Genomic DNA, 16,097 nt, shown 5'->3' on the forward strand with positions numbered 1-16,097 from the left:
TGTTGTTCTATCTTCACATCTAATTCTTACATGTTATTTGATTGTAAGTGGTTTCCATAAAGATAACGCAAATATCCAATTCGGGTCACCATTTCCTTGATGATTTTGAACCGCTTCATACACCGTCCCTTGATGTTCTACTTTATCGCCCTTTGTATATGCCTTCTTTGGATCCCATTTTTCATAAGATACATTTTGATCTTTGGTTTTTACCGGAAGAATTTCACTTTGAATTGATGTATTTCCAGCTGCATCTACAGCCTTCACTGCATATTTATATTCCTTATTAGCTGTTAAGTTTTGATCAATAAATGTCGTTCCTTGTACGGTTTGAATCAATTGTCCATCACGTAATACCTGATATTCTTTTACACCTATATTATCTGTAGAAGGATTCCATTTTAGCTCTACACTGTTAGAAGTAAGGTTACTTGCATATAATCCTTGTGGCTGTGTGGGCGCTTCTGTATCTGGTTTCGGATTAACAATTTGATTTACTTTTTTCAGGCCATCCTTTGTAACTTCATACATTACTTTTTTATCAAGGTTTTCACGTTTATTGTTATCTAAATTTATTAATGTTGCCCTCTCTCTGCCTTCTAAATGTATAAGCTCAATAAGATCACCGGTCTTTACTGAAACTTTTTGTGTTCCAGCATTTTGCTGTTTATTCCCATAAAACTCCTTGTTATATACTACTTTACCTGATGTGTTTTGCACTTTAATACTTGCATATGTACTATCAAAGTAGTTATGTGGTACACCTGCTTTTAGATCAATTTGCATTTCTTCTGTTGATTTATTTAAATTTACTTTTGCGAATTCAAAATCTCCAATCCCTTTCAGCGACCATGCAAACTGGTTTCCTTCTAAAATATTATTTACATCAGGCATATCTGGTTTAATTGGATTAGAATCCGTACCCTTCCAAATCTCTGCTGTTAAAATTGGATATCCTAATGCAGCTACCTTTTGAATGGTATCGTTATTTGGACGTAATCCCCACTTCTCAAAGAAAGGAATCAAATTTTGTTTGGCTACTTTTGATGCTGAAATCATAAATAATTGTTTTTTATTTTCATCAGTTTGTGGAAGTTCACTTGAAGGCATGTCTCTATACAATTGATGCAATTTAGGATAAAAATCCTCTCCATACGCTAACTGTAGTTGCCAAAGCATAACAAGCTTTACAAAAACATCGCTAATTTCATCATAATTTTTATTCACTTGTTCTAAATATTGAAATGCTTTTGGATAAATTCCACTTTTCTCTAAGTTGGATGGTTGATTAAATGCTTTTTCTACAGAAAGGCTGTATATATTATTTTGTACTTCTGTCATATTATAAAACTTCCAGGGCGATTGTTGTCTCAAATGTCCTGCCTCATGCCAAGGGCCCCAGCCATCTGTTATAAATTTATTAATATCTAACACGTATTGGATTGCATCTCCTACATATGCTGTTCGATAAGAAGTTGCATACATATAATAATCAGGAGAATGATTTTCTTCTACGTAATGAACATAATGTTTATCTACTTGTTCTTCAGATAATCCAGCTACTTTGTCTTGAATTCGAGTAGCTTCATCCATCTTTTTTAAGAGTTGTACAGGATCTGTATTAGAACCCAACAAATATTTCTTAACACGTGCAGGGCTGGCCGTAATTAATACACGTTCGCCTTTTAACTCCACTGCATGTGCATTAGGATATTGGTCCAGCATGTTTATTAAATCTTGTTTCGTATGCTTTCCTAGTTCAAAGAAAGGCGTAGTCGTTCCACCTGTTGTGATTGTTGTTCGAATGGTACCACCTTGCTGTTTATTATAAAAATAAATCAGCCCCCCATTTGGAGATTGGATTGTGTTTACACCAGGTTTTAATGTAAATGATTTTATCTTAGAATCTTCTCTCCAAGAAGCATCATACGAATACGTTCCAATATATACCTGAATATCTTGATTACCTTCTACATTAATCGTTATTTGTTCATTTGGTTTTGCATATAAACCAGTTGGTTCATATGGACTAAATGCCATACTTTTTCTTTCCTGTTGTTTTAGTACCTCAACATCTCCTTTTCCTGGGACTGTAAATGTTATATTTTCTGATTTAACTGACTTTTCACTTTGCAGTGATGTCGGTAAATTTTTTTGCTGCTCCTTTTGCTCCGCAAAGACATCTGATGAAGAAATCATTCCAGTCGCAAGCATAGTTACTGTAGCAGTAGCTGCAAGTATTTTTCTAGTTTTATGTTTTGAATTATTCCCCATATTATCTCCCTCATTTTTCCTTAGTACTCTTAAGGATTTTTTGTTTTCTTCTTCATGTTTTTACAATCTAAACTATTCATACTATTTAAGTTGTGTCTATTACTCTATATTTTTTCATAAATATCTCCTTTTCTTTATTTATTATTGTATATAAATGTTATTTGATGACACATTAAATAACAACTTTACGATAAACTCATCGATAACAGCCTATTATGTTTTGATTCTGTATTCTAAACTCCCATCTAATTGGAGAAATACACCCAATTGGAGAAATCAGTAAATAATTTTCAACATTTAAGGGTTGGAATCTCACAAAAAATTCATAAAACTTATTTACTTTAAAGGTTTAAACAATTGTGACCACATTTGTTTGAACCTCCACAATTTTTTTCTAAGCTATTCTCTAAAAATCTTATTTTTCGTTGTAAATAAACCTGATTGGTACTCTTTATGCAAAAGAAAAGATGGAATCTTTAATTCAACTCCACCTTTTTTCGAAATAAAAAGCATCTAATTCTATTTGAATTAGATGCTTACATTTAGTCCTTAGGCCTAATATTCTAAACTATTTACGCGTTTGTAAATCTTTTTTTATTACATCCCAGAGTGAATTATCTTGACGCATCGGTTTACCCTCTTCATCCCATTTTATTTTTCCTGTTCCCAATTCATAATCCATCCCTGTCCATGTGTCTTCACGAAATGCATAGAATGATTTATGCCAACCTTTTTGGTTGAAGATAGAAATAAGATCTTGCATGTATTGGGTAGCTCCTGGAACAGTACGGTTAATTCCAAACTCCTCTGCAATAATTCGATTAGATGATACATGATTTTTCTTAGACCATTGTTGGATTGGCTTCAAAAATTGCTCTAATCCCTGCTTATTCCACATTACAGGTTTCTCTAAATCTCCTACTTTTACTAATCCTGGATATTGATACTCCTTATTTTGTTTTTCACCTTGACTCGTTAATTCATATGGTTCATACATATGAAATGCATATAGGGTTTTTTTATCATTTACTGGTTTTAAATATTTAAAGGCCCATGGAGTAGCATATAAACCTGAATCTAAAATAATCGGTGTTTCTTGGTCTACTTCACGAATGGAATTGATTACTTTTTGATAAAATCTGTTTAAATCCGCTGTCGTTCCCTTCACTTTTGCATACCATTTCTCATAATCTTCCGTCCAAAAATCATTATATCTATTATTTTTAGCTGTTTCTGGATGTGGTTCATTTATAATATTATAACCAACCACCGCGGGGTGATCTTTTAATTCCAAAGCAAGATCCTTCCAAAATTGACTTGCTTGTTCTTGATACTTCTCTTCCTCCCATATTCTGTCGTCATTCTTGTTATTATTAAATTGGCGCCATCGATCACCAGGTAAGGATAACATTGTAAGAACAACTTTCATTCCTTGTGATTGTGCGGCATCTAAATCCGCCTTTAATTTTTCTAAATCCTCCTTTACTAATCCCTGATAGTTATCTGCATTACCTATCAGAAAATCCTTTCCAGAAGTATCTGGTTTATCCTCAAATAGAAAATCTTTATCTTTTGCCCATTTATCAGGTGCTAAACGTACATATTCAATATTAGCTTCTTTTGCACTTTTATAGTTTTCAGGTAATGACGTACTATTCATGAAATTAGTACCCTTTCTTTTCGAATCCCAAAAACTAATTTTTGAATCGCCTTTGTGGTATGTATCAGCTCTTACATTCATTTCCTGTACTCCGAAACTCATCATGCCTAATAACGCAACAATTGGCAAAATTTTTTTCACAACTTTTCCTTCTTTCTCTTTATATTTAACACACATAACATACCTTTGTTTTGTTACAGGAATATGGCAATTTCCCAAAAATTCTTTTTTAGTTTATAAGATCGCAGCGCATTCATAGAAATGAAAGAGATAATTAGAACATTGCTTCATTTTCAAAGAAACAAAAAAGGAATCCTTTACGGATTCCTTTTTGCAATTCACTCTTTTTCAAATGGTACATTTCGCACCTATTTTTAGTATACCTTATAATTCCTATAAAATAAATAAGATTAAATGAAATTCACTTCAAATTGTGATAGAAAACATAATTAAGAAGCGAAGATAACTAAATATTATCCCTTTTATTAAATAAAAAAGATTAAATAATTCCCCCTCCAAACTAGGACCCCTTTGCATTTTTTACAAATATTGTTATAATTAGATAAACCAGAGCGTTACCCCATTAACAAAGGGACTCCATAATTGGAGTCCCTTTGTTAATTAGCTATTAAAAATGATAGCATGTGATTATTGTATAATTTCTTCCTTTTTTAGATCTGCATATTCTTCTACGAAATCCCATAAACCTTGCTTTTCGAAGTAAGAAACACTTTTTTCACTTCTTCTAAGAGTTTAATTGCTTCATATTCATTAAGAGAATGTAAAATATTGAAATGATATACATACTCTTCATTTCCTAATTCCATACAAACTGCTAATCCTTTTTCAAATTGCTTTAAGAATATACAAGCTGTCCCTAATGCGTTTTCACATGAAGCAATTTTCACCTCATATCCCATTAGCCCAAAATACAAGGAATATAGATACTTATTTTACTTTCAAAGGCTGAAAGCTTGCTGCATAACTACTGAAAATAAACATAAGAAAGACGTTCAAATCCATATGGATAGAACGTCTTTTCACTTTACTTTATACAGATACTGATTTTTCACTTATTCATTTTGCATTGTACTTAAAAAATCGATAAATTCATCTTCATTTACAGGTTTACTGTAGTAATAGCCCTGAATTAGATAACATCCATTACGTTGTAACACTTTTAATTGTTCCTTCGTTTCCACCCCTTCTGCTATCACTTTCATGTTTAAAGTATGAGCAAGTGAAATAATGGTTTGTATAATTTCATCTCCATCAGTAGAAGTTCCGATCCTATTAACAAATTCTCTTGGAATTTTCAAAATATCAATTGGATAAAGAGGCAGATACGCTAGTGAAGAATAACCTGTACCAAAATCGTCAATTGATAAATGTACACCATATGATTTTAATACTTTTAACTTCGATAAGGTTTCTTTTTCATCTACCATTGCTATTCGCTCTGTTAATTCCAAATCAATTGAATTAGCAGGTACTCCTATCTCTTCTATGGTAGATATCATTGTTTGAACAAAATCTTTCTGTTCAAACTCTATAGCTGATAAATTTATCCCCATCTTTAGATTTGAATAGCCCGCAGAATGCCATTCTTTCAGTTGTCGACACGCTTTCTGTAACGTCCACTTCCCAATTGAAATAATCTGCGCCGTTTCTTCTGCGATAGGTATAAACTCAAAAGGAGAAATCAGCCCAAGCTCTGGATGTTGCCAGCGTATTAAAGCCTCTGCACCAATAACCTTACCTGCCTTACTATCAATTTGTGGTTGATACAATAAAAATAACTCATTATTTTCAATTGCATTTGGTAAATCCTGTTCTAATCGTAATCGACGAGTTACTTTTTGTGATAATGTCTCGTCATACATACAAACAGCATTGTTACCTTTTTCCTTTGCGCTATACATAGCGATATCAGCGTGTTGTAAAAGTGTAGTAGTATTTATTCCTCCAAATGGATACACTGCTATTCCTATACTAAGAGATAAGTAAAAACTATGCTGATTTACTACAAATGGTTCTTCAGTTATACGAAATAGAGTTTTACACAAATCCAATAGCTGTTGCTCTGTTTGGTTATGGACAATGATTGCAAACTCATCTCCACCTATTCTTGCTAGAGGAATAGTCGGTGACAGACATGTCCTAAAACGTTTGGCAACTTCTTTTAAAACTCTGTCACCAATCGAATGACCCAATGTATCATTAATGGTCTTAAAGCGATTTAAATCAATATACAGGAGCCCGAACTTATCCTGTGTTTTTTGTGCACGCTTAATGGATCTATCTAATTCTTGTTGGAAGAATATACGATTTCCAATCTCCGTCACCGTATCATGGAACGCAAGATAATTTATCTCATCCTGTTGTTGTTTCATCCTCGTTATGTCTTTTACCATTACATAACTCCCAAAGGTTTGTCCTTCTATCATAATAGGAACTATAGTGACATACCAAAAGAGAATATCCTTCTCATTGTTATTTTTCACACGTAACTGTAACGAAGATGAACTACATCGTTTCCCTTTCTTTATAGCCGATTCCAATTCAGATTTATCTTCATCTAAAAAAATAGAGAAGCACTCTTTCCCTATTAATGCAGCACTTTCTTTTCCTAATAACATACTTCCAGCCTGGTTTATATTTAATACGATACCATTTGAATCAATCGTTAAAATAGGATCTGGATGATACTCATATAAAGACTTAAATCTCTCTTGATTTTTTACCAAATCATTAGATTTGTTTATTAAATCCCTTGTTCTTTGAGATACTGTTTGTTCTAATTGATTATTAAACACTTTTAAGGTCTCGGTTAAATCTTTGTTTTGCATTCGTACAATTGTATGACGAATCAGTACAAATACAAAAGCAATACAATTTCCCGTAATCAATGTAGCTGAAGAAGTTTGTTCTTTCAAAGTAAAGCCAATTAAGACTGCAACTGCAAGATAAGGAAATATGCCAAGAAGTTCCCTTCCAAATTTCGGGTTGACAATAAAATAATTTCTTTTAGAAGAAGTATTCTTTGGGATTGTAGCAGCAATAGCGATAAATAATAGGAAAACTCTATACAAACACCTTAATAATATAACTGAACGATCTGACAAATCATCTTGTAAGTAAAAATATAAGTAGTCCGTAATAGCCAATCCAGTTAATACTAAGATAAAAATAAACAATTTACTTTTTGCATTGAAAATAGCAGGTCGAAAGATTAGTGTAACTCCAAGTAATAGAAGCAATAAATCTATAATCGGAAAAATAAATGAAAGAAAAACATCTCCAATTGAAAAGAATAAGATATTTGCGGAAGGTTTATTAAATAGGTACCACTCTAATGTAAAAATAGCAGTAACAACAATGCATAAATCACAAAGTAAATACGCTCTCTCCCATTTGTTACATTCCATCATAATTTTATAAAAAAACGCAAAGAGAAAGAAAAATAAGAAAAACAACAAAAATATATCAGAGATATTAAAATTTTGTATTGGTAATTCTACATTAAGTACTTGAAAAGCAGATATGAAATTTCCTATCAGGAAACACCCTATCGCAATAATTATGCAAATCCAGAATACTCCTAACTTAATTTTTCTGGATAATATAGAATACAGTAATGAGATAAATACAGTAGTTTCAACGACTAAAGATGATAGCCGGATATTAAAATCTGATACGAAATAATGATTCGGAAGAACAAATAAAAATATACAGCAAAAGCTTATATAAGCTATTAAAGCCAATATCAATACATAAAATTGCACATATGCATTTTTACGCAATGGACTCACCTTCTTGAGTTTTTTCTATACTTTTATTAAGAAATGTCTTGATAGTAGCACAACTCCTACTAATTAAAATGTGTGCTACCTATTATCCATATTATGACCTTTTTAAAAAATTTCTTTCTACATACAACAGTCTTATTAACTTTTTGTAGATGTTTACAATTTTCAATACTGAGGATTCCAAAAAGGATCAGTTAAAAAATGTAGTTTTTCAAGTATTTGTGCATCATAAATTTGGATTGTATAACTTATCTACTCTTTAAATATGAGATAAAATCTAATCCTCTATTGAATTATAGTTAGTTGCTAACTGTCACACTTAAAAAGGAATGAAAATATACTATCTTTAACATAGAAATTCGAATTAGTTTTCGAAACTAACTGTAACAATTATAGTTACAACTTAGATTGATGTCAATTTCATATTTCCTCCTTACTCAAAGAATTATAAATAATCTAGGATTAGGTGAAGCTGAAGCTGATATTGCATCTCTCTAAAAAGAATGTTACTCTAAAAATAGAATTATGAAAGGAATGATGGATGAATAATGATTAACTAATTTATATTTTAAGTTGAATTTTATAACTTCAAACTACAAAATATAGGGTTAGTCTATCCATTTTTAAAATTCAGTTCATACTTTATTTGTCATGATTCAAATGATTAATAAGTACTTATTAAGTATAGACGAAAGACTAATCCTTCCGATTACAATTGGGGGATTTTTTTATTCCCGTTTATGTTAGTTGGAACTTATTAATTGTTAAATGTACCTAACAAATAAAGGAGCGAGAAAAATGAGTACTTCAGACACTATTGTTACACATGTAATGCTCTATATAAGTCGTTAATATCCATCAAACTTATATAGAGCAATTAAAAAATGGATGGATGTTCCGACTTTATATGAAACGTTTCGATATATAAAGGAGGAATTATTATGTCAATGATAAAAGTCCAAGATTTAACTTTTTCATACCCAGGTAGCTTTGATAATATTTTTGAAAGTGTAAACTTCCAAATAGATACGGATTGGAAGCTAGGATTTATCGGTAGAAACGGACGAGGTAAAACAACATTCTTTAATTTATTGTTAGGGAATTATGAGTATGGTGGGAAAATCCTTGCTTCGGTAGAATTCAATTACTTCCCCTACTCTGTTGCAGATAAGAACAAATTCACTTATGAAATCCTTGAAGAAATTTGTCCCCAAGCAGAAGATTGGGAATTTCTGCGTGAGATATCCTATTTAAATGTTGATGCTGAGGTCATATACAGACCATTTAAAACATTATCAAATGGGGAACAAACAAAGGTGTTGCTTGCTGCACTGTTTTTAAATGAGGGCCAATTCCTATTAATTGATGAACCAACAAATCACTTAGATACTGATGCACGAAAGATAGTCTCTGATTATCTAAGGAAGAAAAAAGGATTTATTTTAATTTCACATGACAGAATCTTTTTAGATGGGTGCGTTGACCATATCCTATCTATAAATAGAGCAAATATTGAAGTTCAGAGTGGTAACTATTCTTCTTGGAAGTTAAATTTTGATAGACAGCAAGAGCACGAAGAGGCTACAAATGAGCGTCTACAAAAAGACATAGGGAGATTAAAACAGTCTTCCAAGCGTTCAGCAAGTTGGTCTCATGATGTGGAAGCTTCAAAAAATGGAACGAGGAATTCAGGCTCTAAGTTGGATAAGGGGTTTGTAGGTCATAAAGCAGCCAAGATGATGAAAAGAGCAAAAAACCTTGAATCAAGACAACAAAAAGCTATTGAAGAAAAGTCAAAATTACTAAAAAATGTGGAGAAAACTGAGTCCTTAAAATTGGAACAATTACAATTTAAATCAAATGAATTGATTACTTTGGTTGATGTGTCCGTTAAGTACGATGACCAAATTGTGAATGATTCGATTAGCTTCATAGTTGAACAAGGTGACCGAATTGTACTTGATGGAACGAATGGGAGCGGAAAAAGTAGTATCCTAAAACTAATTCTAGGACATCCGATACAGCATACAGGCTTAGTTATTTTAGGTACAGGACTCATCATTTCCTATGTCCAACAAGATACTTCTCATTTAAAGGGATCGCTATCAGACTTTATTGAACAGCACAAGATTGATGAGACCTTATTTAAATCCATCCTACGTAAGATGGACTTTGACCGAATTCAATTTGAGAAAGATATATCTCATTATTCTGGTGGACAAAAGAAAAAACTGCTTATCGCTAAAAGCTTATGTGAAAAAGCTCATATATATATATGGGATGAACCACTAAATTTTATAGATATCTATTCCCGTATGCAAATCGAAGAGCTTATTCAACAATTTAATCCCACAATGGTTATTGTTGAGCATGATAAAGCATTTCAACAAACAGTTGCAACAAAAACTATATCTATGTAGCTCAAAACGAATACTTGAAAATATAATCAGCAAATTGAGTCATTGAATTATAAATACTTTAATGACGTGTTGAAAAAAGCCTAATTTCTCTACAATACATTGAGAAATTAGGCTTTAAATAGTAATAATAGAATTCATATACACTGAATAATTTACACGTTAGGTTTATCTGTTAATGCAGTAACAATCCTATTCACTAAGTCTTCTGGCATCCATTCATGATTTGTATCATTCGTTTCATTTGGGCCTAAAGAATCAATAAACTTTTTAAACTTTGGAAATAAAACAATAGAAGTGATCCAATGTATCGTATGATTTATAGAGAAGAAATGAAAAACTCCTTGCTTTTCACCCTCCTGTAATATTTCTTTTAACTGTTCAAAATTACCTATGAAATACGGTTTAATCTTTTCTAATCGTGCACTTTCCTTAATAATCTCCTCATATGCCAATGATCCAATTTCAGGGTTCTCTTTTATATGTGTAGTAAAAACCGTTAAATATTCTCTAAGGGCATTGATAGGATCAAATTGATTCTTCTCAAGAAAATTGGGTAGCTCATTAGCAAGACCATATTTCTTAAACACCTCATAATATAGGTTTTCTTTCCCATTAAAATAGTAAGAGGCCATAGCAACATTCACTTTCGCTTCTTTTGCAATTTCTTGTATGCTCGTACCTTCGTAGCCACGCTCTCCAAATTTTTTCTTAGCAGCCTTTAAGATATTTTCCATCGTCTGCTCTCGAGATTTCCCCATTTCACACACCTCAAATAGTATATATTTCACTTCAAAAACCCAATAAGGACTTTGAATAGAGTATCTTTTTAATGAAATTTAATTATATATTTAAAGTGGTAACTTAACAACCGATGAAGTTCTGATTACTTTAAACAATATCCCCTTGCGTAGCATCAATAGCTTTCAAATACTTTATGCTCTTTTCTAATCGAGTGAAAGTCTGGACAAAAAACATCTAATGTTATCTTAACTTCGTGTGCAAACAAAAAAGTAATAAGGACCAGATCTTATCTATAAAATAAATAAGATCTGGTCCTTTCGTTACATTATACAAATTTAAAATAAACTAGCGTACTCGTATCTTGATGAGATAATTGTCCATCAATCGTCCATCATTTTCTGACTAAATCTGTTTAATCTCGATATAAGGTCCTTTAATGTTTAATTTGTTAATATCATTAGATATATTGCCTACAGTTGATTTTTCATTAAAAGTATAGACCTTTTCACCATTTACAAAGATACCCCAATTTTTATCTTCGTAACTGATACCATAACCAGCATTGCTAGACGTAGCTTGGAGTTGATTTCCATTCATTGAAAGAGATAATTTCCCTTTTCCTTTGTTAAGTTTATCATTCACACTGTTGATACTATTCATTTGTTCTTCAAGGGCTTTTTGTTTATCAAGAGTAACTTGATGGTTTTTCCAGTCTAATTTATAGTGGTTCGTAAAGAATTCATTATATGTATCTTTATTATTTGTTCCCCACCATTTTGAACTTACCCATTCGATATTGTACTGATCTGAAATTCTACGATTTGTTATTTTTAAATCTGATGTAGTTTCTGTTTTATCAGCAGTAATAACCGCTACTACGTTTGGAGAAAAACCATATCCTGTTAAAGCTGGTACTGTATCTTTTGAAACAAAATTATTCGTTCCTTCATTATAACTACGTGATTTCATAAATAGTTGATTACCATAGAAAGTATTGAATGAATCACGATTATAAATTCCCCACTCTGGGAAATTAAATGATTGGAATCCTACTTTCCAATTTAATTTTTTATCTGTGTGAGTCTCCAATACCGTTTTATAATCTACTTGATCATAAGATACACTTTCTTTCCAAGCAAAGCTACCTGTGATACTTGCATCGGCATTTGGCCCTTTATCATTTACTCCTACTTTAACACTTCCACCAAGTGTATACCCTACCTCAGAAGTGACCTTTGCTGAAGTCATTGTATTAACTGGGGCAGCTTTATGGAATTGAGCACTATCACCACTTGTTATTTCTGCTTCAGTATGATAGGCTGATGGCCATTTTAAACCTGCGTTATAGTATCCGCTATTAATTGTATATTTAGCATCTATATTACTACCATCGGTGGTAACAATTGCAATCTTTTTATCTGCGTAAGGATCCTCAATAAAAGAAACCTTTATTGAATTTTTGATATTTTGCTTCATGTCATAAGTAGTTTTAAAACTATTATAGACCTTCCCACCATTTTGAAGATTTTCTACAGTTCCTTTAGACTCTGCAAATGCAGATGTTGCTTGTAAACCAAATGATCCAGACATAATAACGGACGCTACCGCAACGCATTTAGCTATTTCTTTTGCTTTTTTCATACAGACAGCCACTCCTTCTTAAACATTTAAAAGATATAAATATATTATTTCTAGTTCACAAAAATAGAGATAGATTCATAGCCATACAATATAGAAATTCATTAACTTTATGACACTAACTAAAAACACATGTTTCACTAATCTTCCTCTCACTATTATTGATAACTATTATCAATATTATTAAAACATAAAGTAACGATTTAAACAACAATTTTAAATACAAATTTAAAATTGTTGTTTAAAAAAATACAAAAAAATTATAGAATTCTTCATTTCGAGAATTACTATATTTTCAATTACTTATTACAGCCTATATTCAGATACATTATTTCCTTTCCATTCATAATAATCTAAAATTCCTTCATAAATGGCTTCTGCTGCAATTTGTCTGCCATTTTCCGTAGATAATTTACTGTAATCAATACCATTATCTATAAACGCCAGTTCCGTCAACACAGCTGGCATGTCATTTTCTCTTATAACATGAAGGTCTCCATGTTTAACTCCTCTGTCTCGTGTTTGAAGTGCCTCTACTAAACGTGTTTGAATTTTTTCTGCTAAAACGCGACTTTCTTCCACATGAGGATTTGTTTTTTCGGATTTAGAAGATTTATAGTAATATGTTTCTGTCCCTTTTGCATTACCATTAAAAGCATTTGCATGTACGCTTATAAAGATATTACCCTGATTTTTCTTAGCAAATTTAACACGTTCCTGTAAAGAACTTTTTTGATCATGTCCTGGTCTATTATCAGATTGACGAGTTAATAAAACTGTAAATGGTGTATGCTTTTCAAGTAATTGTTGTAGACGTAAAGAAGTGTCTAGTACAATCTTACTTTCAGGTAATCCCTTTGTGGATTTCCCAGGATCTTCGCCACCATGTCCAGGATCAATAATGATTGTTTTACTTTCTAATGGGTTTTTTGGACGATGTTGCATCATATCTGTTTTTGCAGTAAGTTGAGCAGCTTCAGCACGTGTTATAAATCTATTTGGTTGCCAACCGTTCTCAGTACCATTGGAAATTTTCAAACCGATTAAAATATTGGCATATTTTTCTCCCCAATGCCCTTTTAAATCTTCAAATTTAACCTGCTCGTTATGATTTGATGTGCTTTGTAGTTTATATGCATTTACTAGCATCGTAGCCATAGCAGCGCGAGTTACTTTTCCGGATGGATTGAAGATTCCATTACCCTCACCTTTAACAATACCAGCTTTTTCAGCAGCAGCAATATACGGAGTAGCCCAGTGGTTTTGTGAATCTGTAAATGATGGTTTTGCATTAGAGTCAATTTGTATACCTAAAACTTTTGTCATAATTTTTGTAGCCGAAGCTCTGTCTAATGAGTCATTTGAACCGAAAGTTCCGTCTGGATAGCCATTCAATACCTGTTTATCAACTAAATAATTAACGGATTTGTCCGCCCATGCAGGAACATCTGGGAACTTATGAGTATTTGCAAATGTATTAGATGAGTAGGATAATAGACTTCCAGCAAGAATTCCTGTAGCAATTAATTTATATTTCAAAATGTAACACCTCTATCAATTTATTACAATTTGGTAAATATATCATTTATAATTAATCTTTAAATAATACGACTTTGAATAAAGAATAGATCACGTTATTTATATCGCTATATATCGTATAACGAATTTAAAATCGAACTATTACTCCAAAAATAATCCTCGGACATACACTTATAGATAGAGATTATTAAATATACTCACCAATATTGTGTAACCAGTATAGTTACTTATACATACGAGTGTCAATTAAAATAACCTTACAATTTTGTAAGATAACTACCTTAATAGTAAACAAAGTAATTATTAAATAATATAAATAGTTACTAGATATAATAAAATAACAACCTTAAATTTTGAAAAAAGACTAATTATTTTGATAGGAAAATAACTTATAACACCAACATTTTTAACAATGCTTTTGAATCCTACTTTACTCTATAATTCTCTGTTATATTCCAACGTGAATGCTCCTATAATATAGTCAATTGCTGCAATGAATACTACAAACTTATAACATTGTATTCCCTCAAAAAACATCTCTAGAAGCCACCTAAAGTAGCCTATATTAATAAATTCACACAATCCATCTTTTCATTCCCTTAAGACATCCTCAAATTTTACAAGGAATGAAAAAAGAAGAGGGAGACCTTCCCTCTTCACCAAAAAAATTAAAAAACACCTTAATTTATATCCCCTGCCTTTTACAATCTCACGTCTATTGATAGCCAGTTTAATTCTTCAATTCTATTTTCATAGATTCATGTATTCTTCTAAAGTCTGCTTTTGTTTATATATATTTTCAGCAATATCTCCTACATAGCGAATATGCCAAGGTTCATATGCATAACCTGTAATACTTTCCTTTCCCTTAGGGTAACGAATGATAAACCCTGCGCGATGCGCGTTTTCTTTCAGCCATTTTCCTTCCTTCGTATTAGCAAAGGATAACTCTAGTTCATTGTTCGCACTTTTAGAAGAAACGTCCATTGTTAACCCTGTTTGATGTTCGCTATGTCCTGGTTTTGCCGAGAAGCGATCCGTATGCTCTTGTCCTTTTCTTTTCACATTGTTTGTATACAATCGTTGTTGATAGTCATAGGAACGAAATCCCGAAACAGCATTTAACTGAATCCCCTCCTGCTTTGCTAAATCAAATAACTTTTCCAGTGCTTCTGCCGCCTCTTTACGGAGGTGGCTCTTTTCTACCGTTCCACTAAATGAGAATGGTACATTTGGTACAACTAAATCCTCTGGTTTATAGTCTTCGGGTAATCCATATTCCTTATTAACTACAGCCTGTATACTAGCAAAAGAACTTTCATTGTATTTTGATTGCCCTTTTCCTCTACTATCTTTCTCTTTATTTATGGAGTTTTCACGAGATTCATAGTTCGTCTTATCTGGTTCTTTACCAATAGATTGATTGGTGTAAATTATAAAGATACCTAACATCATAATTACACAAATGAAAATTCCTACTAATTTAAGTCTCATTATTCATTTCCTTCCTGCAACTCTTACTATTTCTCGTTCATAATATCTCAACCATATCAAATTCATATTAATTTGAAGTGAACTTTTGTTCTTACCATATTTCTTAATAGAAAGACTGTATATCCTTCTATTTGTTTGACATCATTAAGATGCTCACAAATATAAATAAATTCTATTCCTACATATAGATAAAAAATCTAAAAATTTATATAATAAGATTAGAAGTGTAGCGTATTATTATTGAAGGGTCTTGGTATAATGCTAGGCATTAATGTAAAAAAAACAAATGAAGAGTTAATTATTTCATGGCAATTGGCGGAGATTACAATTCCATTACGTGATGTGATTGAGATTACCGAAGATGCTACCTATGCTGGTGTTGAAGAAGTAGATGTCATACGTATTGGAACAGCTTATGGGACAACAGACCGTATTTTAATTAAAACAGTAAAACAAAATTATGTATTATTTACTACAAATAAATTTGCTATTTTAAATGCCATTCACGCTTGAATATAGGAG

Annotated in this window: 10 protein-coding genes; 2 read left to right on the plus strand and 8 right to left on the minus strand. The window is 31.9% G+C overall.

All coding sequences use genetic code 11. From position 1 onward, the window contains the following. Positions 1-33: 33 nt before the first annotated feature. The 4 genes from BUA87_RS21270 to BUA87_RS21285 form a co-directional block, all read right to left on the minus strand. Positions 34-2,274, minus strand: coding sequence for a M60 family metallopeptidase (locus tag BUA87_RS21270; RefSeq protein WP_072940745.1), 2,241 nt, complete (start codon positions 2,272-2,274; stop codon positions 34-36). A gap of 568 nt (positions 2,275-2,842) precedes the next feature. Beyond that, the gene (locus BUA87_RS21275; RefSeq protein WP_000337846.1) at positions 2,843-4,111 is read right to left on the minus strand and encodes a glycoside hydrolase family 5 protein; all 1,269 of its coding nucleotides are present in this window, start codon (positions 4,109-4,111) and stop codon (positions 2,843-2,845) included. A gap of 512 nt (positions 4,112-4,623) precedes the next feature. Continuing rightward, the gene (locus tag BUA87_RS21280; RefSeq protein WP_029948057.1) at positions 4,624-4,854 is read right to left on the minus strand and encodes a hypothetical protein; all 231 of its coding nucleotides are present in this window, start codon (positions 4,852-4,854) and stop codon (positions 4,624-4,626) included. A gap of 153 nt (positions 4,855-5,007) precedes the next feature. Beyond that, complete coding sequence (locus BUA87_RS21285; RefSeq protein ID WP_001230614.1) at positions 5,008-7,737, minus strand: sensor domain-containing protein; 2,730 nt, start codon at positions 7,735-7,737, stop codon at positions 5,008-5,010. A gap of 947 nt (positions 7,738-8,684) precedes the next feature. On the opposite strand from BUA87_RS21285, the gene BUA87_RS21290 reads away from it, so the two are divergent. After that, on the plus strand, positions 8,685-10,163 hold the full coding sequence (locus BUA87_RS21290) for an Lsa family ABC-F type ribosomal protection protein (protein WP_000061792.1): 1,479 nt from the start codon (positions 8,685-8,687) through the stop codon (positions 10,161-10,163). Positions 10,164-10,315: 152 nt separating this feature from the next. Here BUA87_RS21290 and hlyIIR read toward each other — a convergent pair whose 3' ends face one another. From hlyIIR to BUA87_RS21310, 4 genes are all read right to left on the minus strand, one after another. Further along, a complete protein-coding gene (gene hlyIIR / locus BUA87_RS21295) occupies positions 10,316-10,921 on the minus strand; it encodes a hemolysin II regulator HlyIIR (protein ID WP_016080734.1) in 606 nt (201 codons plus the stop codon). A gap of 385 nt (positions 10,922-11,306) precedes the next feature. Continuing rightward, positions 11,307-12,545, minus strand: a complete 1,239-nt coding sequence (hlyII, locus tag BUA87_RS21300) for a hemolysin II HlyII (RefSeq protein WP_000709371.1) — start codon at positions 12,543-12,545, stop codon at positions 11,307-11,309. Positions 12,546-12,848: 303 nt separating this feature from the next. Next, positions 12,849-14,081, minus strand: a complete 1,233-nt coding sequence (locus BUA87_RS21305; protein ID WP_000875659.1) for an N-acetylmuramoyl-L-alanine amidase — start codon at positions 14,079-14,081, stop codon at positions 12,849-12,851. Positions 14,082-14,831: 750 nt separating this feature from the next. After that, a complete protein-coding gene (locus BUA87_RS21310) occupies positions 14,832-15,575 on the minus strand; it encodes a M15 family metallopeptidase (RefSeq protein ID WP_001237442.1) in 744 nt (247 codons plus the stop codon). A gap of 258 nt (positions 15,576-15,833) precedes the next feature. On the opposite strand from BUA87_RS21310, the gene BUA87_RS21315 reads away from it, so the two are divergent. Continuing rightward, positions 15,834-16,088, plus strand: coding sequence for a SunI/YnzG family protein (locus BUA87_RS21315; protein ID WP_000900689.1), 255 nt, complete (start codon positions 15,834-15,836; stop codon positions 16,086-16,088). Positions 16,089-16,097: the final 9 nt, after the last annotated feature.

The sequence above is a fragment of the Bacillus sp. bc15 genome, assembly GCF_900142585.1.
Taxonomy (GTDB): domain Bacteria; phylum Bacillota; class Bacilli; order Bacillales; family Bacillaceae_G; genus Bacillus_A; species Bacillus_A cereus.